Annotated in this window: 24 protein-coding genes; 14 read left to right on the top strand and 10 right to left on the bottom strand. The window is 59.5% G+C overall.

Features of this window, described 5'->3' with window-relative positions:
* Position 1: 1 nt before the first annotated feature.
* The 13 genes from atpG to ACJ8OK_RS14230 all read left to right on the top strand — a co-directional run bounded on the left by atpG (position 2) and on the right by ACJ8OK_RS14230 (position 13,797).
* Positions 2-865, top strand: coding sequence for a F0F1 ATP synthase subunit gamma (atpG, locus tag ACJ8OK_RS14170; protein ID WP_004933811.1), 864 nt, complete (start codon positions 2-4; stop codon positions 863-865).
* Positions 866-897: 32 nt separating this feature from the next.
* Positions 898-2,280, top strand: coding sequence for a F0F1 ATP synthase subunit beta (atpD, locus tag ACJ8OK_RS14175; RefSeq protein WP_033631385.1), 1,383 nt, complete (start codon positions 898-900; stop codon positions 2,278-2,280).
* A gap of 20 nt (positions 2,281-2,300) precedes the next feature.
* Positions 2,301-2,720: a F0F1 ATP synthase subunit epsilon gene (locus ACJ8OK_RS14180; RefSeq protein ID WP_004933814.1), complete on the top strand. Its 420-nt coding sequence runs from the start codon at positions 2,301-2,303 to the stop codon at positions 2,718-2,720.
* Positions 2,721-3,010: 290 nt separating this feature from the next.
* On the top strand, positions 3,011-4,384 hold the full coding sequence (gene glmU / locus ACJ8OK_RS14185; protein WP_033631386.1) for a bifunctional UDP-N-acetylglucosamine diphosphorylase/glucosamine-1-phosphate N-acetyltransferase GlmU: 1,374 nt from the start codon (positions 3,011-3,013) through the stop codon (positions 4,382-4,384).
* Positions 4,385-4,535: 151 nt separating this feature from the next.
* Positions 4,536-6,365 (top strand): glutamine--fructose-6-phosphate transaminase (isomerizing), encoded by a 1,830-nt coding sequence (gene glmS / locus ACJ8OK_RS14190; protein ID WP_004933817.1) that lies wholly within the window; start codon positions 4,536-4,538, stop codon positions 6,363-6,365.
* A 335-nt stretch (positions 6,366-6,700) separates the two neighbouring features.
* Positions 6,701-7,741, top strand: a complete 1,041-nt coding sequence (gene pstS, locus ACJ8OK_RS14195) for a phosphate ABC transporter substrate-binding protein PstS (protein WP_004933819.1) — start codon at positions 6,701-6,703, stop codon at positions 7,739-7,741.
* A gap of 91 nt (positions 7,742-7,832) precedes the next feature.
* On the top strand, positions 7,833-8,789 hold the full coding sequence (pstC, locus tag ACJ8OK_RS14200) for a phosphate ABC transporter permease PstC (protein ID WP_004933822.1): 957 nt from the start codon (positions 7,833-7,835) through the stop codon (positions 8,787-8,789).
* Between the two features lies 1 nt (position 8,790).
* Positions 8,791-9,681, top strand: coding sequence for a phosphate ABC transporter permease PstA (gene pstA / locus ACJ8OK_RS14205; RefSeq protein WP_004933824.1), 891 nt, complete (start codon positions 8,791-8,793; stop codon positions 9,679-9,681).
* Positions 9,682-9,735: 54 nt separating this feature from the next.
* Positions 9,736-10,506: a phosphate ABC transporter ATP-binding protein PstB gene (pstB, locus tag ACJ8OK_RS14210; RefSeq protein WP_016929614.1), complete on the top strand. Its 771-nt coding sequence runs from the start codon at positions 9,736-9,738 to the stop codon at positions 10,504-10,506.
* 11 nt (positions 10,507-10,517) lie between these two features.
* On the top strand, positions 10,518-11,252 hold the full coding sequence (gene phoU / locus ACJ8OK_RS14215) for a phosphate signaling complex protein PhoU (RefSeq protein WP_004933833.1): 735 nt from the start codon (positions 10,518-10,520) through the stop codon (positions 11,250-11,252).
* 168 nt (positions 11,253-11,420) lie between these two features.
* Entirely contained in the window at positions 11,421-12,260 is an 840-nt protein-coding gene (locus ACJ8OK_RS14220; protein ID WP_019455482.1) for an ABC transporter substrate-binding protein, read from the top strand.
* Positions 12,261-12,341: 81 nt separating this feature from the next.
* Positions 12,342-13,055 carry an amino acid ABC transporter permease gene (locus ACJ8OK_RS14225; RefSeq protein ID WP_015376137.1) on the top strand — a complete coding sequence of 238 codons (714 nt, stop codon included), beginning with the start codon at positions 12,342-12,344 and terminating at the stop codon, positions 13,053-13,055.
* 1 nt (position 13,056) lies between these two features.
* Entirely contained in the window at positions 13,057-13,797 is a 741-nt protein-coding gene (locus tag ACJ8OK_RS14230; RefSeq protein ID WP_015376138.1) for an amino acid ABC transporter permease, read from the top strand.
* On the opposite strand, the gene yieH is transcribed toward ACJ8OK_RS14230, so the two are convergent.
* Complete coding sequence (gene yieH / locus ACJ8OK_RS14235) at positions 13,794-14,462, bottom strand: 6-phosphogluconate phosphatase (RefSeq protein ID WP_033631387.1); 669 nt, start codon at positions 14,460-14,462, stop codon at positions 13,794-13,796. The genes ACJ8OK_RS14230 and yieH overlap by 4 nt on opposite strands.
* 46 nt (positions 14,463-14,508) lie before the next feature.
* Positions 14,509-14,913, bottom strand: coding sequence for an NUDIX hydrolase (locus ACJ8OK_RS14240; RefSeq protein ID WP_033631388.1), 405 nt, complete (start codon positions 14,911-14,913; stop codon positions 14,509-14,511).
* A 234-nt stretch (positions 14,914-15,147) separates the two neighbouring features.
* Here ACJ8OK_RS14240 and ACJ8OK_RS14245 point away from each other — a divergent pair, with 234 nt between their 5' ends.
* On the top strand, positions 15,148-16,485 hold the full coding sequence (locus ACJ8OK_RS14245; protein ID WP_033631389.1) for an NCS2 family permease: 1,338 nt from the start codon (positions 15,148-15,150) through the stop codon (positions 16,483-16,485).
* Between the two features lie 35 nt (positions 16,486-16,520).
* Here ACJ8OK_RS14245 and ACJ8OK_RS14250 read toward each other — a convergent pair whose 3' ends face one another.
* The 8 genes from ACJ8OK_RS14250 to rnpA form a co-directional block, all read right to left on the bottom strand.
* Entirely contained in the window at positions 16,521-17,573 is a 1,053-nt protein-coding gene (locus ACJ8OK_RS14250) for a hypothetical protein (RefSeq protein WP_033631390.1), read from the bottom strand.
* Between the two features lie 76 nt (positions 17,574-17,649).
* Positions 17,650-18,216, bottom strand: coding sequence for an NADPH-dependent FMN reductase (locus tag ACJ8OK_RS14255; RefSeq protein ID WP_442530652.1), 567 nt, complete (start codon positions 18,214-18,216; stop codon positions 17,650-17,652).
* Positions 18,217-18,377: 161 nt separating this feature from the next.
* Positions 18,378-19,103: a 4'-phosphopantetheinyl transferase family protein gene (locus tag ACJ8OK_RS14260; protein ID WP_004933861.1), complete on the bottom strand. Its 726-nt coding sequence runs from the start codon at positions 19,101-19,103 to the stop codon at positions 18,378-18,380.
* A 133-nt stretch (positions 19,104-19,236) separates the two neighbouring features.
* On the bottom strand, positions 19,237-20,037 hold the full coding sequence (locus tag ACJ8OK_RS14265) for an MBL fold metallo-hydrolase (RefSeq protein ID WP_060558010.1): 801 nt from the start codon (positions 20,035-20,037) through the stop codon (positions 19,237-19,239).
* Positions 20,038-20,186: 149 nt separating this feature from the next.
* Positions 20,187-21,551 carry a tRNA uridine-5-carboxymethylaminomethyl(34) synthesis GTPase MnmE gene (mnmE, locus tag ACJ8OK_RS14270; RefSeq protein ID WP_099982549.1) on the bottom strand — a complete coding sequence of 455 codons (1,365 nt, stop codon included), beginning with the start codon at positions 21,549-21,551 and terminating at the stop codon, positions 20,187-20,189.
* Positions 21,552-21,647: 96 nt separating this feature from the next.
* Positions 21,648-23,285: a membrane protein insertase YidC gene (gene yidC / locus ACJ8OK_RS14275; RefSeq protein ID WP_004933876.1), complete on the bottom strand. Its 1,638-nt coding sequence runs from the start codon at positions 23,283-23,285 to the stop codon at positions 21,648-21,650.
* A 2-nt stretch (positions 23,286-23,287) separates the two neighbouring features.
* The gene (gene yidD / locus ACJ8OK_RS14280) at positions 23,288-23,545 is read right to left on the bottom strand and encodes a membrane protein insertion efficiency factor YidD (RefSeq protein ID WP_004933881.1); all 258 of its coding nucleotides are present in this window, start codon (positions 23,543-23,545) and stop codon (positions 23,288-23,290) included.
* The gene (gene rnpA / locus ACJ8OK_RS14285; protein ID WP_004933883.1) at positions 23,509-23,868 is read right to left on the bottom strand and encodes a ribonuclease P protein component; all 360 of its coding nucleotides are present in this window, start codon (positions 23,866-23,868) and stop codon (positions 23,509-23,511) included. The genes yidD and rnpA overlap by 37 nt, the downstream gene beginning before the upstream one ends.
* Positions 23,869-23,879: the final 11 nt, after the last annotated feature.

The following is a 23,879-nucleotide window of genomic DNA, read 5'->3' on the forward strand; positions in this document are numbered from 1 at the left end:
GATGGCCGGCGCAAAAGAGATACGTAGTAAGATCGCTAGCGTGCAAAACACGCAAAAGATCACTAAAGCGATGGAAATGGTCGCCGCCTCCAAAATGCGTAAATCGCAGGATCGCATGGCGGCCAGCCGTCCTTATGCAGAGACCATGCGCAAAGTGATTGGTCACCTTGCGTTAGGGAATCTGGAGTACAAGCACCCGTACCTGGATGAGCGTGACGTTAAGCGCGTCGGGTATCTGGTGGTGTCTACTGACCGTGGTCTCTGCGGCGGCTTGAACATCAACCTGTTCAAAAAGCTGCTGGCGGAGATGAAAGCCTGGTCCGAAAAAGGCGTCGAAACCGATTTGGCGCTGATTGGCTCTAAAGCGGCCTCTTTCTTTGGTTCCGTGGGCGGCAACGTGGTTGCCCAGGTGACCGGCATGGGGGATAAACCTTCCCTGTCGGATCTGATCGGGCCGGTGAAAGTGATGCTGCAGGCCTACGACGAAGGTCGTTTGGACAAGCTGTACATTGTCAGCAACAAATTTGTTAATACGATGTCCCAAGAGCCGCAGGTGCTTCAGCTGCTGCCGTTACCGCCAGCCGATGACGAAGAGCTGAAGAAAACGCCTTGGGATTACCTGTATGAACCCGATCCAAAAGTGCTGCTTGATACCTTGCTGCGCCGCTATGTGGAGTCGCAGGTTTATCAGGGCGTCGTGGAAAACCTGGCCAGCGAGCAGGCCGCACGAATGGTCGCGATGAAAGCCGCAACCGATAACGGCGGTAGCCTGATCAAAGAGCTGCAGTTGGTATACAACAAGGCGCGTCAGGCCAGCATCACTCAGGAACTCACCGAGATCGTTTCGGGAGCCTCCGCGGTTTAAGCTAGGTTTACGAATTACGTAGAGGATTCAAGATGGCTACTGGAAAGATTATCCAGGTAATCGGCGCCGTGGTGGACGTCGAGTTCCCTCAGGATGCCGTACCGAAAGTGTACGACGCCCTTGAGGTAGAAAACGGCACCGAAAAACTGGTGTTGGAAGTTCAGCAACAGCTGGGCGGTGGCGTGGTTCGCTGTATCGCAATGGGGACCTCCGACGGTCTGCGTCGCGGTCTGAAAGTGAACAACCTGGACCACCCGATTGAAGTGCCGGTGGGTAAAGCTACCCTGGGCCGTATCATGAACGTATTGGGTCAACCGATCGACATGAAAGGCGACATCGGCGAAGAAGAGCGTTGGGCGATTCACCGCGCGGCGCCAAGCTACGAAGAGCTGTCCAACTCCCAGGAACTGCTGGAAACCGGTATCAAGGTAATGGACCTGATTTGTCCATTCGCCAAGGGCGGTAAAGTCGGTCTGTTCGGCGGTGCGGGCGTGGGTAAAACCGTAAACATGATGGAGCTGATCCGTAACATCGCGATCGAGCACTCCGGTTATTCCGTGTTTGCGGGCGTGGGCGAGCGTACTCGTGAGGGTAACGACTTCTACCACGAAATGACCGACTCCAACGTTCTGGACAAAGTATCCCTGGTTTACGGCCAGATGAACGAGCCACCAGGTAACCGTCTGCGCGTTGCGCTGACCGGTCTGACCATGGCTGAGAAATTCCGTGACGAAGGCCGTGACGTTCTGCTGTTCGTTGACAACATCTACCGTTACACCCTGGCCGGTACCGAAGTGTCCGCACTTCTGGGCCGTATGCCATCCGCGGTAGGTTATCAGCCAACGCTGGCGGAAGAGATGGGCGTTCTGCAAGAACGTATCACCTCGACCAAGACCGGTTCCATCACTTCCGTACAGGCCGTTTACGTTCCTGCGGATGACTTGACTGACCCGTCACCAGCCACCACCTTTGCGCACTTGGACGCAACCGTGGTACTGAGCCGTAACATCGCTTCTCTGGGTATCTACCCGGCCGTTGACCCGCTGGATTCCACCAGCCGTCAGCTGGATCCGCTGGTTGTTGGCCAGGAGCACTACGACGTAGCGCGTGGCGTGCAGTCCATTCTGCAACGCTACCAGGAACTGAAAGATATCATCGCGATCCTGGGTATGGACGAGCTGTCTGAAGAAGACAAACTGGTCGTATCCCGTGCGCGTAAGATCCAACGTTTCCTGTCTCAGCCGTTCTTCGTGGCAGAAGTCTTCACCGGTTCTCCGGGCAAGTTCGTATCGCTGAAAGACACCATCCGTGGTTTCAAAGGCATTATGGACGGCGACTATGACCACCTGCCGGAGCAGGCGTTCTACATGGTTGGCACCATTGAAGAAGCAGTGGAAAAAGCCAAGAAACTGTAACGCCTTGAGAGGAGGGTGATATGGCTATGACTTACCATCTGGATGTAGTCAGCGCGGAAAAACAGATGTTTTCCGGCCTGGTGCAGAAGATCCAGGTGACAGGCAGCGAAGGTGAACTGGGGATCTTCCCTGGCCATGCGCCGCTGCTGACTGCCATCAAGCCTGGCATGGTGCGTATTGTTAAGCAGCACGGTGAAGAAGAGTTCATCTACCTGTCCGGCGGCATCCTCGAGGTGCAGCCGAGCGTGGTTACCGTGCTGGCGGACACTGCTATCCGTGGTACTGACCTCGACGAAGCGAGAGCGTTGGAAGCTAAGCGTAAAGCTGAAGAACACATTCGCAGCTCTCATGGCGATGTCGACTATGCTCAGGCATCCGCTGAACTGGCGAAAGCGATCGCAAAACTGCGCGTTATCGAGCTCACCAGAAAAGCGATGTAATGTTTGGGTGCCCGGCACCCAACTTTAAGAAAGCGGCCTATAGGGTCGCTTTTTTTTTACTTTAAAATAAGCATTTCAGCCCGGTGGGCGGTGTGGTGTATAACCGCTGATATCGGGAAATAAACGTCGCCGATCGCCGACAGTTTTTTCGTCCCGATGCCGAATTCGCCGTGATAGCGGCAGACCAAGGCCCACGCGGCCTGCGCCGGGTTCGTGCAGAGAAATATGTAGTAATATCGTCGCTAAACGGTTTTACTTTCGTCTATCAAAATGGAGTTATCAGGTTGCTTATGTCGAACAGCGCAATGAGCGTGGTCATCCTCGCCGCGGGCAAGGGAACACGCATGTATTCCGATCTTCCCAAGGTCTTACATCCGTTGGCCGGCAAGCCGATGGTGCAACACGTCATTGATGCCGCGATGAAACTGGGCGCGCAACAGGTTCATCTGGTATACGGCCACGGCGGCGATCTGTTGAAAAGCACGTTGACCGAAGGCGCGCTGAACTGGGTGCTGCAGGCCGAGCAACTGGGTACCGGCCATGCGATGCAGCAGGCCGCGCCGCACTTTGCCGACGATGAAGACGTGCTGATGCTGTACGGCGATGTGCCGTTAATCTCCGTGGATACGCTGCAACGCCTGCTGGCGGCCAAGCCGCAGGGCGGCATCGGCCTGCTGACGGTCAAGCTGGACGATCCGAGCGGTTACGGCCGCATCGTGCGTGAGCAGGGCAACGTGGTGGGCATCGTCGAACACAAGGACGCCAGTGAGGCACAGCGCCAGATCAACGAGATCAATACCGGCATCCTGGTGGCGAACGGGCGCGATCTGAAGCGCTGGCTGGGAATGTTGAATAACGACAACGCACAGGGCGAGTTTTACATCACCGATATCATTGCGTTGGCCCATGCCGACGGCAAGAAAATCGAAGCCGTGCACCCGTCGCGTTTAAGTGAAGTGGAAGGCGTGAACAACCGTCTGCAGCTGGCGACTCTGGAGCGCGTATTCCAGTCGGAACAGTCTGAAAAGCTGCTGTTGGCCGGCGTGATGCTGTTGGATCCGGCGCGTTTCGATCTGCGCGGGGAACTTGTTCACGGCCGTGACATCACTATTGATGCGAATGTGATTATCGAAGGTCACGTCAAGCTGGGCGACCGGGTGAAAATCGGCGCCGGCTGCGTGCTGAAAAACTGCGTGATTGGCGATAACTGCGAGATCAGCCCTTACAGCGTGCTGGAAGACAGCGTGCTGGAAGCAGACTGCACGGTGGGGCCGTTCGCCCGCTTGCGCCCTGGCGCGGAGCTGGCGGCAGGGGCTCACGTCGGCAACTTCGTGGAAATGAAAAAGGCGCGTCTGGGCAAAGGCTCCAAGGCCGGCCACCTCAGCTACCTGGGCGATGCCGAAATCGGTGATGACGTGAATATCGGTGCCGGCACCATCACCTGTAACTACGATGGCGCCAACAAGCACAAAACGCTGATCGGCGACGGCGTATTCGTCGGTTCCGATACTCAGCTGGTGGCGCCGGTGTCGGTCGGCAAAGGATCCACCATCGCCGCCGGCACCACGGTAACGCGCGATATCGCCGAGAACGAACTGGTGCTGAGCCGCGTCAAGCAGGTGCACATTCAGGGTTGGCAACGTCCGGTGAAGAAGAAGTCATAGTGTGTTTTGCGTTGGGCTCCGTTCAGAGCCCAATACAAAACATAATAACCCCCACCATCTACAGGCTCGGGGGACGCACGGTAAAAACCGGCAAAAATCAGGTCAAGGCATCGAAAGCGCCCATGAAGGGCGTTCATTAGGAATATAACTGATGTGTGGAATTGTAGGCGCAGTAGCGCAACGTGATATCGCAGAAATCCTGTTGGAAGGTTTACGTCGTCTCGAGTACCGCGGTTATGACTCCGCTGGTCTGGCGGTGGTCGATGAAAAAGGCAACGTCAGTCGCCTGCGTCGCGTTGGCAAGGTACAAAAGCTGGCCGAAGCGGCGGAACAAACCGATCTGCACGGCGGTACCGGCATCGCTCACACCCGTTGGGCTACGCACGGTGAACCGACCGAAGCGAACGCGCACCCGCATGTTTCCGACTACATTACCGTGGTGCATAACGGCATCATCGAAAACCACGAGCCGCTGCGCGAACTGCTGATTGAACGCGGTTACCGTTTCAGCTCTGAAACCGACACCGAAGTGATTGCGCACCTGGTGCACTGGGAACAACTGCAAGGCGGTACGCTGCTGGAAGTGGTTCAGCGCGTGATCCCGCAGCTGCGCGGCGCTTACGGCACCGTGGTGATGGACAGCCGGGATCCGAGCGTATTGGTCGCGGCGCGCTCCGGCAGCCCGCTGGTTATCGGCCGCGGCGTCGGGGAAAACTTCATCGCCTCCGATCAGCTGGCGCTGCTGCCGGTCACCCGCCGCTTCATCTTCCTGGAAGAGGGCGACGTGGTGGAAGTGACTCGCCGCACCGTCAACATCTTCGACAAACAGGGCAACGCCATCGAGCGTCCTGAGATCGAATCCCAGGTGCAGTATGACGCCGGCGACAAGGGCGCTTACCGCCACTACATGCAAAAAGAGATCTACGAACAGCCGCTGGCGCTGAAAAACACCCTGGAAGGGCGTTTCAGTCATGGCCAAATCAACCTGAGCGAGCTGGGCCCGCACGCCGACGAGCTGCTCGCCAAGGTGCAGCACGTGCAGATTATCGCCTGTGGGACTTCTTATCACTCCGGTATGGTGGCGCGTTACTGGTTCGAAGCGCTGGCCGGCGTGCCGTGCGATGTCGAGATCGCGTCCGAATTCCGTTACCGCAAATCGGCGGTGCGTCCGGGCAGCCTGATCATCACTCTGTCGCAGTCCGGCGAAACTGCCGACACCCTGGCGGCGCTGCGCCTGTCCAAAGAGCTGGGTTATCTCGGTTCGCTGGCCGTTTGTAACGTTGCCGGCTCTTCGCTGGTGCGCGAATCCGATCTGGCGCTGATGACCAAAGCCGGTACGGAAATCGGCGTCGCCTCGACCAAAGCCTTCACCACGCAGCTTACCGTGCTGTTGATGCTGGTGGCGCGCCTGGGCCGTCTGAAAGGCATGGCGGAAAGCGTGGAGCACGAGATCGTGCATGGTCTGCAGGCGCTGCCGGCGCGCATCGAGCAGATGCTGTCGATGGATAAAGAGATCGAAGCGCTGGCGGAAGGCTTCTCCGACAAGCACCATGCGCTGTTCCTCGGCCGCGGCGATCAGTATCCGATCGCCATGGAAGGGGCGCTGAAGCTGAAAGAGATCTCCTATATTCACGCTGAAGCTTATGCGGCGGGTGAGTTGAAACACGGCCCGCTGGCGCTGATCGACGCCGATATGCCGGTGATCGTGGTGGCGCCGAACAACGAACTGCTGGAAAAGCTGAAGTCCAACATTGAAGAAGTGCGCGCGCGCGGCGGCCAGCTGTACGTGTTCGCCGATCAGGACGCCGGCTTCGTCAGCAGCGAAGGCATGACCCTCATTCCTCTGCCGCACGTCGAGGAAATCGTCGCGCCGATCTTCTACACCGTGCCGTTGCAGCTGCTGTCTTACCACGTGGCGCTGATCAAGGGCACCGACGTTGACCAGCCGCGCAACCTGGCGAAGTCTGTCACCGTAGAGTAATTTGTCGCAGGTAAACTGCAAAAGCCGGCCTTAGCGCCGGCTTTTTTCATGAGTGACCTTAAAGATGACAGCGCTGCCGTTTCGGTGATAAACGTTGTCATATTCAAGCGGATAGGCCGCGCCAAGCCGGTTTTTTATTGCTTGGGAAATGTGCTGTTTCACGGCTAACCTTCTGATTTACATACAAACAAACACCTATCAAATACGCTGTAATATAACTGTCATATTGCGTACATTTTTCTGTCACCAAACTGTCCTATTTTCCCTCCTGCAGCAATACTTACTCTGATTAAAACGACTCGAAGTCGATTTTAAGTATCCCATTAGGAGGGATTATGAAACTGATGCGTACCACCGTCGCCAGTATTGTGGCAGCGACCTTCTCCCTGACCGCCGTGTCCGCGTTCGCTGCTGCCAGCCTGACCGGTGCAGGTGCGACATTCCCCGCTCCGGTTTACGCCAAGTGGGCAGATTCTTATCAGAAAGAAACCGGCAATAAAGTTAACTATCAGGGCATCGGCTCCTCTGGCGGCGTAAAGCAAATCGTGGCCAACACCGTTGACTTTGGCGCCTCCGACGCCCCGCTGTCTGACGACAAGCTGGCGGCCGATGGCCTGTTCCAGTTCCCGACCGTGATTGGCGGCGTGGTGCTGGCGGTGAATATCCCGGGCATCAAATCCGGCGAACTGACGCTGGACGGTAAAACCCTGGGTGATATCTACCTGGGCAACGTCAAAAAGTGGAACGATCCGGCTATCACCAAGCTGAACCCTGGCGTGAAACTGCCTGACCAGAACATCGCCGTGGTGCGCCGCGCCGACGGTTCCGGCACCTCGTTTGTGTTCACCAGCTACCTGTCCAAGGCCAACGCGCAGTGGAAAGAGAAGATTGGCGCCGGTTCTACCGTTAACTGGCCGACCGGTCTTGGCGGTAAAGGCAACGACGGCATCGCCGCCTTCGTTCAGCGCCTGCCTGGCTCTATCGGTTACGTAGAATACGCTTACGCCAAGCAGAACAACCTGGCTTACACCAAGCTGGTGTCCGCCGACGGCAAACCGGTCAGCCCGACCGAAGAGAGCTTCAGCAACGCCGCCAAGGGTGCGGATTGGAGCAAAACCTTCGCTCAGGATCTGACTGACCAGAAAGGCGACAACGTGTGGCCAATCACCTCCACCACCTTCATTCTGGTGCACAAAGAGCAGAAAAACCCTGCTCAGGGCGCCGAAGTGCTGAAGTTCTTCGACTGGGCGTATAAAACCGGCGCCAAGCAGGCGAACGAACTGGATTACGCCACCCTGCCGGCAGAAGTGGTTGAGCAGGTGCGTGCGGCCTGGAAAACCAACGTAAAAGACAGTTCAGGTAAAGCGCTGTACTAACAACGCAGGGGCGCGGGTTCGCCGCGCCCCACACAGTTCTTCAGGCTCCGATCCCGGTTGGGGCTGCCAGGGTTCAAACAGAGAGTAATCTATGGCTGAGTACAAGCCGACCATCAAAGCACCGGGCAAAAACGGTGACATCATTTTCAGCGCGCTGGTGAGACTGGCTGCGCTGATTACCCTATTGTTGCTGGGCGGCATCATCGTTTCGCTGATCTTCGCCTCCTGGCCAAGCATGCAGAAATTCGGCTTTGCGTTCCTGTGGACCAAAGAGTGGGACGCGCCGGCGGAGCAGTTCGGCGCGCTGGTGCCGATCTACGGCACCGTGGTCACCTCGCTTATCGCGTTGATCATCGCCGTGCCGGTGAGCTTCGGCATCGCGCTGTTCCTGACCGAACTGGCGCCGAACTGGCTGAAGCGGCCGCTGGGCATCGCCATTGAGCTGCTGGCGGCCATTCCGAGCATCGTCTACGGCATGTGGGGCCTGTTCGTGTTCGCCCCGCTGTTCGCCGAATACTTCCAGACGCCGGTGGGCGAAGTACTGTCGGGCATTCCAATCGTCGGCGAGCTGTTCTCCGGCCCGGCCTTCGGCATCGGCATCCTGGCCGCCGGGGTGATCCTGGCTATCATGATCATTCCTTACATCGCTGCGGTGATGCGCGACGTGTTCGAACAGACCCCGGTAATGATGAAAGAGTCGGCCTACGGTATCGGCTGCACCACCTGGGAAGTCATCTGGCGCATCGTGCTGCCGTTCACCAAAAACGGCGTCATCGGCGGCGTGATGCTGGGCCTGGGCCGCGCGCTGGGGGAAACCATGGCGGTGACCTTTATCATCGGCAACACCTACCAGCTCGACAGCGCTTCGCTGTACATGCCGGGCAACAGCATCACCTCGGCGCTGGCCAACGAATTCGCCGAAGCCGAGTCCGGCGTGCACACCGCCGCGTTGATGGAGCTGGGCCTGATTCTGTTTGTTATCACCTTTATCGTGCTGGCGCTGTCGAAACTGATGATCATGCGTCTGGCCAAGAATGAGGGGCGTTAACATGGCGACGATGGATATGCAAAACGCAGTCGTTCTGGCGGAAAGCCGCCGCAAAATGCAGGCCTGGCGCCGGCAGAAAAACCGCCTCGCGCTGTTCCTGTCGATGGCGACCATGGCGTTCGGGCTGTTCTGGCTGATCTGGATCCTGATCGCCACCGTCACCAAAGGCTTCGACGGCATGTCGCTGGCGCTGTTCACCGAAATGACTCCGCCGCCGAACACCGCTGGCGGCGGCCTGGCCAACGCCATCGCCGGCAGCGGGCTGTTGATCCTGTGGGCGACCCTCTTCGGTACGCCGCTGGGCATCATGGCCGGCATCTACCTGGCGGAATACGGCCGTAAATCCTGGCTGGCGGAAGTGATCCGCTTTATCAACGACATCCTGCTCTCCGCACCGTCGATCGTGGTGGGCCTGTTCGTTTACACCATCGTGGTGGCGAAGATGGAGCACTTCTCCGGTTGGGCCGGCATCGTGGCGCTGGCGCTGCTGCAGGTGCCGATCGTCATTCGCACCACCGAGAACATGCTGAAGCTGGTGCCGGATACGCTGCGCGAGGCCGCCTATGCCCTGGGCACGCCGAAATGGCGCATGATTTCCGCTATCACGCTGAAGGCGTCGGTGTCCGGCATCATCACCGGCGTGCTGCTGGCGATTGCGCGCATCGCGGGGGAAACGGCGCCGCTGCTGTTCACCTCGCTGTCGAACCAGTTCTGGAGCACCGACCTGATGCAGCCGATCGCCAACCTGCCGGTGACCATCTTCAAATTCGCCATGAGCCCGTTCGCCGAATGGCAGCAGCTGGCCTGGGCGGGGGTGCTGTTGATCACCCTGTGCGTACTGCTACTGAATATCCTGGCGCGCGTGATTTTCGCCAAGAAAAAGCATTCATAAAATTTTGAGCGCCGCTTTGGCGGCGCTGATGAAAAGAGAGAAGTCTTGATGAGTATGGTTACTGACGCTTCCAGCAGCAAAATTCAGGTACGCGATCTGAACTTCTACTACGGCAAATTCCATGCGCTGAAGAACATCACGCTGGATATCGCCAAGAACAAGGTTACCGCGTTTATCGGCCCGTCCGGCTGCGGCAAATCCACCCTGCTGCGCACCTTCAACAAGATGTACCAGCTGTACCCGGAACAGCGTGCGGAAGGCGGCATCCTGCTGGACGGCCAGAACATCCTGACCGACAACTCGGATATCGCGCTGCTGCGCGCCAAGGTCGGCATGGTGTTCCAAAAGCCGACGCCGTTCCCGATGTCGATTTACGACAACATCGCCTTCGGCGTTCGCCTGTTTGAAAAGCTGTCGCGCGCCGATATGGACGAGCGCGTGCAGTGGGCGCTGACCAAGGCGGCGCTGTGGAACGAAACCAAGGACAAGCTGCACCAGAGCGGCTACAGCCTCTCCGGCGGCCAGCAGCAGCGTCTGTGCATTGCCCGCGGCATCGCCATTCGTCCGGAAGTGCTGTTGCTGGATGAGCCTTGCTCGGCGCTGGATCCGATCTCCACCGGCAAGATTGAAGAGCTGATCAGCGAGCTGAAGGCCGATTACACCGTGGTGATTGTGACGCACAACATGCAGCAGGCGGCGCGCTGCTCCGACTCTACCGCATTTATGTATCTGGGCGAGCTGATCGAGTTCAGTGATACTGATAACCTGTTCACTGCGCCGCAGAAAAAGCAGACTGAAGACTACATCACTGGCCGTTATGGTTGATAGGAAGCATCATGGATAACCTGAATTTAAACAAACACATTTCCGGCCAGTTCAACGCAGAGCTCGAGCATATCCGCACCCAGGTGCTGACCATGGGCGGGCTGGTGGAGCAGCAGCTGACCGACGCCATCACCGCGATGCACAATCAGGATGGCGAGCTGGCCAAGCGCGTGATCGAAGGCGACGCCAAGGTCAACATGATGGAAGTGGCGATCGACGAAGCCTGCGTGCGCATTATCGCCAAGCGCCAGCCGACCGCCAGCGATCTGCGTCTGGTGATGGCGATCATCAAAACCATTTCCGAGCTGGAACGCATCGGCGACGTGGCGGACAAGATCTGCCGCACCGCGCTGGAGAAGTTCTCGCACCAGCACCAGCCGCTGCTGGTCAGCCTGGAGTCGCTGGGGCGCCACACCGTGCAGATGCTGCACGACGTGCTGGACGCGTTCGCGCGCATGGATCTGGATGAAGCGATCCGTATTTACCGGGAAGATAAAAAGGTCGATCAGGAATATGAAGGCATCGTGCGTCAGCTGATGACCTACATGATGGAAGATTCGCGCACCATTCCGAGCGTGCTGACCGCGCTGTTCTGCGCCCGTTCTATCGAGCGTATCGGCGATCGCTGCCAGAACATCTGCGAATTTATCTTCTATTTCGTCAAAGGACAGGATTTCCGTCATTTGGGCGGCGACGCCCTGGAAAAGCTGCTGTCTCCGGGCGGTAAAGACGAAAAAGACGACTGACCCTTTCCGGGTAATATCCTTCAAAGGCGCGGTTTCCCGCGCCTTTATTCCATCTTAAGCGCGTAAAGATAAAAAGGTTATAAATATAGCTTTTTATATTATTTCCTGACCTATGTGGCGCTTGCTAGCTTATCCGCCAGCAGGACATCAACCACTTAGGAGCTCTCTATGAAACATCGCGCTTTGGCCTTAACGTTGTTAGCCAGTCTGACCGGCCTCGCCGCCGGCGCCGCGCACGCGGACAAACTTGACGATATCAAGCAAGCCGGCGTGGTGCGCATCGCGGTGTTCGACAGCAATCCGCCGTTCGGCTACATCGATCCGCAGAGCAAGAAGCTGGTGGGCTACGATGTGGATGTCGCCGACGCGATCGGCAAAGCGCTGGGGGTGAAAGTGGAGCTGCGCGCCACCAACCCGGCCAACCGCATTCCGCTGCTGGTGTCGAAGAAGGTTGACCTGATTGCCGCCAACTTCACCATTACCGACGAGCGCGCCAAGGAAGTGAACTTCAGCGTGCCGTATTTCGCCACCGGCCAGAAATTCATCGCCCGCAAAGGCGTATTGAAAACGCCGGAAGACATCAAGAAGCTGCGCATCGGCGCGGATAAGGGCACGGTGCAGGAAATCACCCTGCGCGAGCGTTTCCCGACGGCGAAAGTGATCTCCTACGATGATACCCCGCTGGCGTTCGTGGCGCTGCGCAACGGCAACGTGCAGGCGATCACTCAGGACGACGCCAAGCTGGTCGGCCTGCTTGGCAATCTGCCGGCGGCGCAGAAGGCCGAGTTTGAGATTTCGCCGTTCAGCCTGACCAAAGAGTACCAGGGCGTCGGCATTCCCAAGGGCGAAGATCGCCTGACCGCCGCGGTGAACGAGACGCTGATCAAGCTGGAAAAAGACGGTGAAGCGGTTAAGATTTACGATCGCTGGTTCGGGCCGGAAACCCAATCCGCCCAGCCGCGCGGCGATTTCAAAATCGCGCCTTTGGATCAGCAACCGAAAGCCTGATTTAACCGGGCGCGGTGAGATCGGTACGGAGGGGCGCAGCTTGCTGCGCCCCTGATGCATTCTGCAAGACAAGGATTGAACATGAACCTGGACTGGCTGCTGGCGCCGCAATACCTGAGCTGGCTGTGGCACGGCTTTCTGCTGACGCTGTGGCTTTCCGCCTGCGCGGGGCTGGCGGCTACGCTGCTGGGCTTTGTGCTGGCGGCGATGCGCGACAGCAGCCTGCGGCCGTTGCGCTGGCTGGCGATGGGCTACAGCTCGCTGTTTCGCAATACGCCGCTGCTGGTGCAGCTGTTCTTCTGGTACTTCGCCGCCGGCCAGATCTTGCCGTCCGCCGCCATGCAGTGGCTGAACAGCGCCCATCAGATCGGTCCGCTTGAGTGGCCGTCGTTCGAGTTTCTCGCCGGTTTCTTCGGCCTGACGCTGTACTCCACCGCCTTTATCGCCGAAGAGATCCGCTCCGGCATTCGCGGCGTCGCCGGCGGGCAGAAATATGCCGCTCAGGCGCTGGGGCTGACCGGCTGGCAGGCGATGCGCTATGTGGTGCTGCCGCAGGCGCTGAAAATCGCGCTGCCGCCGCTGCTGGGGCAATACATGAACGTGATCAAGAACTCGTCGCTGACCATGGCGATCGGCGTGGCCGAACTCTCTTACGCCTCGCGTCAGGTCGAAACCGAAACCCTGCGCACTTTCCAGGCGTTCGGCGTGGCGACGGTACTGTATATCGCCATCATCGCGCTGCTGGAAGGCTGGGGCATGTGGCGACAACAGCGTAAACCGCTGGGAGGACATTGAGATGGATTTCAGCGTGATTCACGACAACCTGGGTTACCTGCTGTGGGGCACCTGGCCGGACGGGCCGTTGGGCGGCGCGGCGTTGACGTTGGCGATCAGCCTGATGGCCGGCGTGGCCTCGGCGGTGCTCGGCACCCTGCTCGGCGTGGCGCTGGCGATGTCGCGCGGCATCGCCGCCGGGCTGCTGGCGGCGGTGTTGGGCTTTTTCCGCGCCATTCCGGTCATCATGCTGATCTTCTGGACCTATTTCCTGCTGCCAATGGTGTTTGGCGTCGAGATCCCGGAAATCACCACCGTCGTGTGCGCGCTGGCGCTGATCGCCTCGGCCTATCTGGCCCATGCGGTGAAAGCCGGCATCGCCGCCATCGGCCCCGGCCAGTGGCAGGCCGGGCTCTCTCTGGGGCTGACCCGCTGGCAGACGCTGCGCATGATCGTGCTGCCGCAGGCGCTGCGCATGATGGTGCCGTCGTTCATCAACCAGTGGATCTCCCTGATCAAAGACACCTCGCTGGCTTATATCGTCGGCGTTGGCGAACTGACCTTCCTGGCGACCCAGGTCAACAACCGCAGCATGGTCTACCCGATGGAAGTGTTCCTGTTCGTGGCGCTGGTCTATTTCGTGTTCTGCCTGGCGCTCGATCTGCTGGCCAATGCGGTCAACCGCCGCTTCGGCGCGCAAACTCGCGCGCTGAAGCGGTCCTGGCGCTGGTGGCGCAACAAGCCGCCGTTGCCGGCCAGTTAATCGGCCGTCAGCCGCCAGCCGCGTTCGCGCCACAGCGCGGGCAATTGAGCCAGGTCGTCAAACGTCGTCACCAGCGGGTGATCGATCGGCGGGTTATGCGGATCGGCGCAGAAGTAAAAGACCGGGATGCCGGCATTGATGCCGGCCTGCGCGCCGGCGGGTGAATCGTCCACCAGGATGCAGTGCGTCACCGGCACCTGCATCTGTTCGGCGGCGTGAAACACGATCGCCGGATCCGGCTTCCAGCGCTGAATGTCATAGCCGCTGAACAACCGGTCATCAAAATAAGGCAGCATGCCGGTCAGGCCGAGCGAGTGCTGCATCTTGCTGACCGGCCCGTTGGAGACGGTGCAGACAGGTACCGTCACCTGCGCCAGCAGCTCGCGGGCGCCGGCAATCTGCTGCAGCTCGCTGTCGAACAGCCGCGCCACTTCCTGCCGATACAGCGGCTCCAGCGTCTCTTTTGCCAGGTCAGTGCCCTGCTCGGCGTTGACTCGATCGATGATCTCGTACAGCTTCACCCCTTTGTATTTCTTGAACACCTCTTCCAGCGACAGATGAATGCCGTAGCGGGCGAACATGTGCACATAGGCTTTGCTGCACAGCACTTCGCTGTCCACCAGCGTGCCGTCGCAGTCGAACAAAATGCAGTCAATCTGATTCATGCGGGACAGGTTCCTTCGGGTTAACGCCGCTGAGGCCGCTCAGCGATCACTTGATCAGGCTACGCGCCTTGAGATCGTGCAAAATCAGCGCGGCGACGTGTGAACACTGCGGCAGATCGCGGCTGTCGCACCACTTCAGCTCGGCGATTTCGGCGGCCGGCTGCAACTGCCCGGTAAAGTCGGCCTGGTAGCAACGAATGCGCACCTGGGTGCCGTCCTGCTTGCCGTCCGCCGGGCCGGAGAACTCGCCGTAAAACGCGATGGATTGCGGCTGCAGCGCAACGGTCAGCTCTTCGTCGATTTCGCGGCACAGCGCCTGCTCATCGGTTTCACCCGCTTCGCGCTTTCCGCCCGGTACATAAAACAGCGTCTTGTTGTGCGAGCGCACCAGCGCCACTTTGTCATCTTTCAGCGCGATCAACGCGAGTTTATCGATAAAGGTCGAAGACATGCGGGTTCCTGTTTTTTAGCGGGTAGGGTAAGAGATGTGATAGGCCATTTTATCGGCCGTGCCGGCAAACGGCAACGCGGCGGGCTGTGATGGAGAATGAATGCCTGTAAATACAAGCCGTTGACGCGTTTAGCCGTAAAGACGGCGAAAAAAACCTGTGACCGGCGTCAAAAGCCCCACTTTTTGTTATAGGATAGCCGGCGACTGTCCATTCCCATTTTCGGAATTCTGATAATGACCAAACCAGTATCTGGCCTTGACGCTGAGCAAGGCTTGCTTGGGCGCGTGTTTAAACTCAAGCAACATGGCACGACGGCGCGTACGGAAACGATTGCCGGTATCACCACCTTCCTCACCATGGTGTATATCGTGTTCGTTAACCCGCAAATTTTGGGCGCGGCGGGCATGGATACCCAGGCGGTATTTGTCACCACCTGTTTGATCGCCGCCTTCGGCAGCATCTTTATGGGCCTGCTGGCGAACCTGCCGGTGGCGTTGGCGCCGGCGATGGGGCTGAACGCTTTCTTCGCCTTCGTGGTGGTCGGGGCGATGGGCATCTCCTGGCAGGTGGGCATGGGCGCCATCTTCTGGGGCGCGGTCGGCCTGCTGCTGCTGACCATTTTCCGCATTCGCTACTGGATGATCGCCAACATTCCGGTCAGCCTGCGGGTCGGCATCACCAGCGGCATCGGTCTGTTCATCGGCATGATGGGGCTTAAAAACGCCGGCATCGTGGTGGCCAACCCGGACACGCTGGTGACCATCGGCAGCCTGACCTCGCACAACGTGCTGCTGGGGGCGCTCGGCTTCTTTATCATCGCCGTGCTCTCTTCGCGTAACTTCCATGCGGCGGTGCTGGTGTCGATCGTGGTCACTACCCTGATCGGCTGGATGCTGGGCGACGTGAAATACGGCGGTTTGTTTTCGCTGCCGCCGAGCATTACCTCGGTGGTGGGCCAGGTCGACGTGGCCGGTGCGCTGGACATCGGGCTGGCCGGGGTCATCTTCTCGTTTATGCTGGTGAACCTGTTCGACTCCTCCGGCACCCTGATCGGCGTCACCGATAAAGCCGGTCTGACCGACAACCAGGGCAAGTTCCCACGCATGAAGCAGGCGCTGTACGTTGACAGCATCAGCTCAGTGGCCGGTTCGTTGGCTGGCACCTCTTCCGTGACCGCTTATATCGAAAGCTCATCTGGCGTCGCCGTCGGCGGCCGTACCGGTTTGACGGCGGTGGTCACCGGCCTGCTGTTCCTGCTGGTGATCTTCCTGTCGCCGCTGGCGGGCATGGTGCCGGCTTACGCCGCCGCCGGTGCGCTGATCTACGTCGGCGTGCTGATGACCTCCAGCCTGGCGCGGGTGAAGTGGGACGATCTGACCGAAGCGGTGCCGGCGTTTGTCACCGCGGTGATGATGCCGTTCAGCTTCTCGATCACCGAGGGCATCGCGCTCGGCTTTATCTCCTACTGCGTGATGAAGCTGGGTACCGGCCGCTGGCGTGAAATCAGCCCGTGCGTGGTGGTGGTGGCGCTGCTGTTCGTGCTGAAGATCGTCTTCGTCGACGGCCATTGACAGCCAAAGGGCCGACGGCGGTCGGCCCTGAATCCCTAGACGCCCGGCGTCGCATCCGGCGCCTGATCCAACACCCACTGCAACGGCCGCCTGAAGCGCGCCTGCCAGCTGCCGGCGGCATCCTCTCCCTGGGCGAAGTGCAGCGTCTGCACCTGATTCTCCTCCCCGAACAGATTGGCGAAATGTAGCGCCAGCGCCTGCTCGCTGAAGGTCTGCCGATCGTAATACGCCATCACGATTTTCTTTTTCGCCGCCAGCGACTGCTGGGCCGGCTTGATCTCGCCGTGGGGGGCGATCAGGAGCGCGCCGGCGTAAAACTGCGGGTACTTCGCGATCAGGTTGGCGGCGTGCAACGCGCCCTGGCCGCGGGCACTGAGGTAAATCCGCCGGGGATCCAGCTTTAGCTGCGGAGCCAGCTGTTGCACCGTGCGCTGCAGGGTGGTTTGGGTGCTCTCGTCGCTGTAATTTGACCAGCGGAAGCTGTTTTCCGACAGCATCTGCGTGCCGTTGATCTCGATGTAGGCCACGCCCATTTCGCCGAACAGCAGCCGCTCCTCGGGGCTGATGGCGGCGGCTTTGCCGTAGGTATGCAGGAAGATCACCGTTGGCCAACCTTCGGGCGGCGCTTCGCCGTCCGGCACCGCGTAGCTGGCTTTGCCTTCATACTGACGGGCGTGCTGCAGATAGCGCGCTTTGGTGGCGGCCAAAATGGATTGGTAAGTGGCGGAGTGTTGGATGCTGTTGAAGGCGTCGTCCTCCAGCAGGTTGTAGTAGTACCACAGGCCGCGGTCGGCGCTCAGCTGCAGGTAACGCTCCGCCAGTTCGGTTTGCCCTTTCTCCGCCGACGACACCGCCAGCTGGTAGGGCGCCCAGACGTTGCGGCCGTCTTCGCGCATCAGCGTCAGGTACAGCGACATGGCGCCGAGCTTTTTGTCTTCCTGGGTTTGCGCGGAACGCGATAGTTGGGCGTTGAGCGCGCTGTGCGCCGGCAGCTCCAGCGGCTCTTCACCGGCGGGATAACGCATGTCTGCGGCGAAAGCGGGACTGGTGATGGAAACGAAAAATAACGCTAAAATGAAAAAATACATGATGCTATGGCTTTAATTTCAATAAATTGACGGACGTCATGTCCTGTTGCGGCGCCCAGCGGGCGCCGCGAGACCTTCACTCCACGCGGCGAATAAAATCGCTGAACGCGGACAGCTGGCCGGTCAGGAAATCCAGCGTTCCCTGGTCGCTCAGTTCACCGGCCTGTTCATCGACCTTGCTCTGGATCACGCCGCCCATAAACTCAGGCTTGTTCATTACCATCGCATCGAGGAACACCAGGATCTGGCGCAGATGGTATTGGCAGCGCGCGCCGCCGATCGGCCCCATTGAGCTGGTTTGAATGGCGACCGGCTTGCCGGCCAGCGGCTGATTCGGTACGCGAGACAGCCAGTCGATGGCGTTCTTCAACCCGCCGGGTACGGAATAGTTATATTCAGGGGTGACGATGATCACGCCGTCGGCCTGGCGGATCTGCTCGGCGATCGCCTCGACCGCGGCAGGGAAGCCTTCACCCTGTTGCATGTCGGCGTCGTACAGCGGGATATCGCGGATGGAGGGCAGCGCTTCAATGGTGACGCCCTGCGGGGCCAGGCCAGGCAGGGAGCGGGCCACCATGGCGTTGTAGGAGCCTTTGCGCAGGCTGCCGAGTAGAGTGACGATTTTTAAGGCTTGGTCTGACATGGTGATTCTCCCTTTCGAATGAGCAGATTCAGCGTACAACATGGGCGAATAGTAGGCTAAAGCGCGGGTCGAGAATAGGCGATTGCTCAACATTTAGCTGTCTTTACAATTTAATCCAGTAACTGGTGCGGTAAAGATCGCGTTATCCGCTTTGCGCCGCGTCAACCTGGCGTCTTCAGGCCCGTCAGTTTAACGAAGCGTGAGGATGCCGCCGGGCTGCGCGGCGAGATTTCCCCGTCTTTGTGCAGGCCGCCGCGCTCTTCGTAGCGCCAGCACAGCAGGCGATCCAGCCCGGGGCTGCCGGCGCAGGCCCAGCTCAGATATTCGTCGGCATCGCTCATCACCTGAACGTCCGGCGTGGCGCTGGAACGCAGGTGGCCGGAGAAGGGATGCAGACGCAGCGTAGACTGGCCGCTGTTGCCGAGGCCGGAAATTTTCAGCACGCTTTGCCGAATGCTCCACAGCTGAGTCTCCGCCTCCAGCCGATCGTCCTGCGCACCGATCCAGGCGCTTTCCGCCGGCGTCTGGTGCGCGTTCTGCAGCGCGCTTTGCCGGCTGCCGCGCGCCCGCATCACTTCGATATCCAGTCCGACTTTGCCTTCGTCGCTGAGCAGCACGCCCACGGTGTTGCTGGCATAGGCGAGGCTAAAATCGGGCAGCTGATGATCGGCGAAGCAGGGGCGGCCGGTGGGTGTGGTGGCGATGGGTGGCAGCGTCGGCAGGCCGTACAGGTAGAACATCATTTCGGCGAGCAGAATGCGCCCTTGCAGGTAGCGCGTGCGGCGCTTAACGGAAAAGGTGCGGGTGGCGGCTATCACTTCGTCGGCGAGTCTCTGGGTATCCAGGACAGCGGAGGCCGGGGTCCATCGGGCAAAATGACACGCCATTGTTCGCTCCATGACAGAGGGTCGCTAAGAACGCAGGGGTGTTAGATTAAGACTAAGTTGAGGATTTATCATCAAAAAACACTATGCGTTTTATCCGATTTGTTGCCGATTTCAGTGATGAGCGGCACAGGCGTTATTCCAGGATCCAGCTATCGCCGGTGGCCGGCGCGATACCTTCCGGCAGCCATAGCCGGCCCCACGCGCCGGTACAGTGGCAGCCCATGATCTTTTCCGGCTGGTGCTGCCGTAAAAAACGGCGCACGCGCCAGAGCGTGCGCGGGGAAGCGCAACGCAGATGAAAACCACCAATTAAGGCGTGGATCCGATCGATTCCGGTGATTTTCTGGCAGTGGCGCACGATATTCACGATCCCGCGATGCCCGCAGCCGGTCACGATCACCAGACCGCGATCCGATTTGTAAATCAGCACCCCTTCGTCGATAACGTAATCCACCGCCGCGTTTTCCCCGGTAATCACCCCGTAGGCGCGCGGTGCGGGCACGGCGATTTCACCTGACCACATAAAGCGATCGCCGATCGCCAGCGGCTCGCGGCTGTAGTGCATGCGGTGGCGTGAGTAGTCGATGTCCAAAGAGAGCTTTTTGATTTTGCGGGTGTGGCCCAGCACCTTCAGCGCCGCATAGCGCTCATCGCCGACCTGCGGGTGGCAGATGATGCGGCTGTTGTCCGGCAGCCAGGCGACGCCGCCGCAGTGGTCATAGTGGCCGTGGGAGAGCACCGTCGCGGTGATGCGGGAGAGATCGACGCTCATCAGCGCCGCATTGCGCAGGAAGCTGTCGTCGGGGCCGGTGTCGAACAGTATGGAGGTCGTCTCGTCCTCAATCAGCAGGCTTAACCCGGCCTTGGCCTGCAATAGCGGGTTGGCGCCGGCGGCGCGGCGGTTTTCCAGCAATACCTTGAGGGTTAACGCCATGTTGACTCGTTCCTGAGAAAGACACCTGACCGTCCAGTATATCGCGGGCAGTTGCAGCGGCGCTGTGAGCCAGCGCGCAGAGCGAGAGCGGGAAAGAAAAACGGCCGGAACAAGGGCTTATCCCGGCCGTGAAGGCCTCTGGCAGCGCGTTATTTCCCGATACAGAAGCTGGAGAAGATGCGGCCCAGCAGGTCGTCGGAGGTGAATTCGCCGGTGATTTCGCTCAAGGCCAGCTGCGCCTGGCGCAGTTCCTCGGCCAGCAGTTCGCCCGCGTAAGCGCTCACTAACTGTTCTTTGCCCTGCACCAGATGCTGCGCCGCCAGTTCCAGCGCCTGCAGGTGGCGACGGCGCGCCAGGAAGCCGCCTTCCATGTTGCTGGTGAAGCCCATGCTCTGTTTCAGATGATCGCGCAGCACATCGACGCCTTCGCCAGTGCGGGCCGACAGGCGAATAAGTGAGTGGTTATTCACTTCCGTCAGGCCCAGCGTTTCACCGGTGATGTCGGCTTTGTTGCGCACCACGGTGATCGGCAGCGTTGCCGGCAGGCGCGCCATAAACTCCGGCCAGATCTCCGCCGGCTCGGTGGCGGCGGTGGTGGTGCCGTCCACCATAAACAGCACCCTGTCGGCTTGTTCGATCTCGTTCCAGGCACGTTCGATGCCGATACGCTCCACTTCGTCGCTGGCGTCGCGCAGGCCGGCGGTGTCGATGATGTGCAGCGGCATGCCGTCGATATGGATATGTTCACGCAAGACGTCGCGGGTGGTGCCGGCGATATCGGTGACGATCGCCGCCTCGCGCCCGGCCAACGCATTGAGCAGGCTGGATTTACCGGCGTTGGGGCGCCCGGCGATCACCACCTTCATCCCTTCGCGCAGCAGGCTGCCCTGGCGCGCTTCGCCGCGCACGCTGTCCAGATCCGCCATCACGTCGTTGAGCTGCGCCTCGATTTTACCGTCGGACAGGAAGTCGATTTCCTCGTCCGGGAAGTCGATCGCCGCTTCCACGTAGATTCGCAGGTGAGTGAGCGCTTCCACGAGCTGATGGATGCGAGTGGAAAATGCGCCCTGCAGCGAGTTCATCGCCGAACGCGCCGCCTGCTCGGAGCTGGCGTCGATCAGATCGGCGATCGCTTCGGCCTGCGCCAGATCGAGTTTGTCGTTGAGAAACGCGCGCTCGGAGAACTCGCCGGGCCGGGCGATGCGCACGTCGGGCAGCGCCAGCACGCGCTTGAGCAGCAGATCGAGGATCACCGGCCCGCCGTGGCCCTGCAGCTCCAGCACGTCTTCGCCGGTAAAGGAGTTTGGCCCCGGAAACCACAGCGCGATGCCCTGATCGAGGGTGGCACCGGCGGCGTCGCGGAACGGCAGATAGTCAGCGTAGCGCGGCTTCGGCAGCTTGCCGAGCAACGCCTGGGCGACGTCTTTGGCCTTGCTTCCGGAAATGCGCAGAATGCCGACGCCGCCGCGTCCCGGCGGGGTGGCTTGGGCTACGATGGTATCGGTGGTGCTCATAACGGTTCTCTCTGACGATTAAGATGCAAAAAGGCGGTCTAATGACCGCCTTTGGTGTGACTGCAAGGGTCGGCGCGCCGAACCCCTACACTACGCTTAGCTTTTTTTCTTGTCGCGGCTGTGCAGACCGCGTTTTTCCAGACCACGGTAAATCAGCTGCTGCTGCAGGATGGTCACCAGGTTGCTGACGATGTAGTACAGCACCAGACCGGACGGGAACCACAGGAAGAACACTGTGAAGATCACCGGCATGAAGGTCATGATTTTCTGCTGCATCGGGTCAGTCACGGTGGTCGGCGACATCTTCTGAATGAAGAACATCGTCACGCCCATCAGGATTGGCAGGATGTAGTACGGGTCCTGCGCCGACAGGTCATGGATCCACAGGGCGAACGGCGCGTGGCGCAGCTCGACCGAACCCATCAGCATGTAGTACAGCGCCAGGAAGATCGGCATCTGAATGATCAGCGGCAGACAGCCGCCGAGCGGGTTCACTTTCTCCGCCTTGTACAGCGCCATCATCTCTTGGCTCATGCGCTGTTTGTCATCGCCGATGCGCTCGCGCATCGCCTGCAGCTTCGGCTGCAGCATGCGCATTTTCGCCATCGAGGTGTACTGCGCCTTGGTCAGCGGGTACATGATGCCGCGCACGATGAAGGTGATGATGATGATGGAGAAGCCCCAGTTGCCGATAAAGCCGTGGATGAACTTCAGCAGTTTGAACAGCGGCTGGGAGATGAACCACAGCCAACCGTAATCCACGGTCAGATCCAGGTGTGGCGCCAGCTGGGCCATCTGGTCCTGCAGCTCCGGGCCGACCCACAGGGTGGCGTTCAGCTGTTGCTGAGCGCCCGGCTGCACCACGACCGGCGTAGATTTGAAGCCGATGGTGGACAGGTTGTCACCCGGTTTGGCGGTGTAGAAGGTGTTGTCACCCTTGGTCGCCGGCACCCACGCGGTGGCGAAGTACTGTTGCAGCATCGCAACCCAACCGTCTTTGGTGGTGACGCTCAGGTTTTCGTCTTTGTCGAACGCGTATTTCTGGTACTTGTCCTCGCTGGACGAGTACGCCGCGCCGCGGAAGGTATGCAGCGCGAAGTTGCTGCTGCCGGTGTCACGGTGCTTAGGCAATTCGGTGGTCTGCTTCAGCTGGCCAAACAGGGTCAGCTCCAGCGGCGTCGCGCCTTTGTTGTCGATGCTGTAATCCACGCCGACCGCATAGTGGTTGCGTTTGAGCACGAAGGTCTTGGTGTAGATCGCGCCGTCTTTACCGGTGTAGGTCAACGGGATGCGCAGCTCGTCCTGGCCTTCCGGCAGGGTGTAGCTGTCTTGCGCCGCTTGGTACAGCGGGCGTTCGCCGTTGGCCGGGTTGTCCGGGCCGTTTTTACCGGTCAGGCCGCTTTGCGCCTGATAGACGAACGACGGGGTGGTTTCCAGCAGTTGGAACGGAGTCGATGAACCCAGAGTATCCGGGTAGGCCAACAGTTTAGCCTGCTCGATATCGCCACCACGGGTGTTGATGGTCAGTGACAGCACGTCGGTGTTCACGGTAATCAGCTTACCCTGACCACTGGCTGGCACGGCCTGGCTGGCGGCATCACCGGCTACTGCGTTCGAAGTCTGTTGCGTGGTCTGTGCGGCCGGCTGCGGAGCGTTGTCCGTTTGCCATGCCTGCCAGATCATGAAAGACACGAACAGCAGAGCGATGAGAAGAAGATTGCGTTGCGAATCCATCGTTAGTGTTCTCTGTTATCGTCGGTTTTTGGCGGCACCGGATCATCGCCACCTGGGTTCAAAGGGTGGCATTTTAATACGCGTTTCAATGCTAACCAACTGCCTTTTATCATGCCAAACCTGCTTAATGCCTCAATTGCGTAATGAGAGCATGTCGGCTGGAAGCGACAACGAGGCCCTAGCAGCGGGCTGATGACGAGCTGATAGGCCCGCACCAGCCCGATCAGGATGCGGGAGCCTGGCGACAGTGGCGACGCCATAATTTATCCAAAGCTTCCGTCAGCGCGCGGTTATCCAAATCCGCTATCCCCTTTTTGGCCACCACGACAAAATCCATCGCCGGTAATTCGTGCTGGCGCAGGCGGAAGCTTTCGCGGGTTAGGCGTTTGATCCGATTACGCTCGTGCGCGCGTTTGACGTGTTTTTTGGCGACGGTAAGACCGATGCGGGGATGCCCCAGCTGGTTCAGGCGGCCGAGGATGGTGATTTGCGGCGTGCCAGCCCGTTGTGGCTGCTGGAAGACGAAAGTGAAATGAGTGGGAGTTAACAAACGTAACTCCCTGGGAAAAGCGAGCTTAACCACTCAGCGGGTTA

This window comes from Serratia sp. CY71090, assembly GCF_052166845.1.
Lineage (GTDB): Bacteria > Pseudomonadota > Gammaproteobacteria > Enterobacterales > Enterobacteriaceae > Serratia > Serratia nematodiphila.

Excerpts from the sequence above, each read along its gene's own strand:
- atpG (WP_004933811.1), top strand. The coding sequence starts at position 2 with ATGGCCGGCGCAAAAGAGATACGTAGTAAGATCGCTAGCGTGCAAAAC.
- atpD (WP_033631385.1), top strand. The coding sequence starts at position 898 with ATGGCTACTGGAAAGATTATCCAGGTAATCGGCGCCGTGGTGGACGTC.
- ACJ8OK_RS14180 (WP_004933814.1), top strand. The coding sequence starts at position 2,301 with ATGGCTATGACTTACCATCTGGATGTAGTCAGCGCGGAAAAACAGATG.
- glmU (WP_033631386.1), top strand. The coding sequence starts at position 3,011 with ATGTCGAACAGCGCAATGAGCGTGGTCATCCTCGCCGCGGGCAAGGGA.
- glmS (WP_004933817.1), top strand. The coding sequence starts at position 4,536 with ATGTGTGGAATTGTAGGCGCAGTAGCGCAACGTGATATCGCAGAAATC.
- pstS (WP_004933819.1), top strand. The coding sequence starts at position 6,701 with ATGAAACTGATGCGTACCACCGTCGCCAGTATTGTGGCAGCGACCTTC.
- pstC (WP_004933822.1), top strand. The coding sequence starts at position 7,833 with ATGGCTGAGTACAAGCCGACCATCAAAGCACCGGGCAAAAACGGTGAC.
- pstA (WP_004933824.1), top strand. The coding sequence starts at position 8,791 with ATGGCGACGATGGATATGCAAAACGCAGTCGTTCTGGCGGAAAGCCGC.
- pstB (WP_016929614.1), top strand. The coding sequence starts at position 9,736 with ATGGTTACTGACGCTTCCAGCAGCAAAATTCAGGTACGCGATCTGAAC.
- phoU (WP_004933833.1), top strand. The coding sequence starts at position 10,518 with ATGGATAACCTGAATTTAAACAAACACATTTCCGGCCAGTTCAACGCA.
- ACJ8OK_RS14220 (WP_019455482.1), top strand. The coding sequence starts at position 11,421 with ATGAAACATCGCGCTTTGGCCTTAACGTTGTTAGCCAGTCTGACCGGC.
- ACJ8OK_RS14225 (WP_015376137.1), top strand. The coding sequence starts at position 12,342 with ATGAACCTGGACTGGCTGCTGGCGCCGCAATACCTGAGCTGGCTGTGG.
- ACJ8OK_RS14230 (WP_015376138.1), top strand. The coding sequence starts at position 13,057 with ATGGATTTCAGCGTGATTCACGACAACCTGGGTTACCTGCTGTGGGGC.
- yieH (WP_033631387.1), bottom strand. The coding sequence starts at position 14,462 with ATGAATCAGATTGACTGCATTTTGTTCGACTGCGACGGCACGCTGGTG.
- ACJ8OK_RS14240 (WP_033631388.1), bottom strand. The coding sequence starts at position 14,913 with ATGTCTTCGACCTTTATCGATAAACTCGCGTTGATCGCGCTGAAAGAT.
- ACJ8OK_RS14245 (WP_033631389.1), top strand. The coding sequence starts at position 15,148 with ATGACCAAACCAGTATCTGGCCTTGACGCTGAGCAAGGCTTGCTTGGG.
- ACJ8OK_RS14250 (WP_033631390.1), bottom strand. The coding sequence starts at position 17,573 with ATGTATTTTTTCATTTTAGCGTTATTTTTCGTTTCCATCACCAGTCCC.
- ACJ8OK_RS14255 (WP_442530652.1), bottom strand. The coding sequence starts at position 18,216 with ATGTCAGACCAAGCCTTAAAAATCGTCACTCTACTCGGCAGCCTGCGC.
- ACJ8OK_RS14260 (WP_004933861.1), bottom strand. The coding sequence starts at position 19,103 with ATGGCGTGTCATTTTGCCCGATGGACCCCGGCCTCCGCTGTCCTGGAT.
- ACJ8OK_RS14265 (WP_060558010.1), bottom strand. The coding sequence starts at position 20,037 with ATGGCGTTAACCCTCAAGGTATTGCTGGAAAACCGCCGCGCCGCCGGC.
- mnmE (WP_099982549.1), bottom strand. The coding sequence starts at position 21,551 with ATGAGCACCACCGATACCATCGTAGCCCAAGCCACCCCGCCGGGACGC.
- yidC (WP_004933876.1), bottom strand. The coding sequence starts at position 23,285 with ATGGATTCGCAACGCAATCTTCTTCTCATCGCTCTGCTGTTCGTGTCT.
- yidD (WP_004933881.1), bottom strand. The coding sequence starts at position 23,545 with ATGGCGTCGCCACTGTCGCCAGGCTCCCGCATCCTGATCGGGCTGGTG.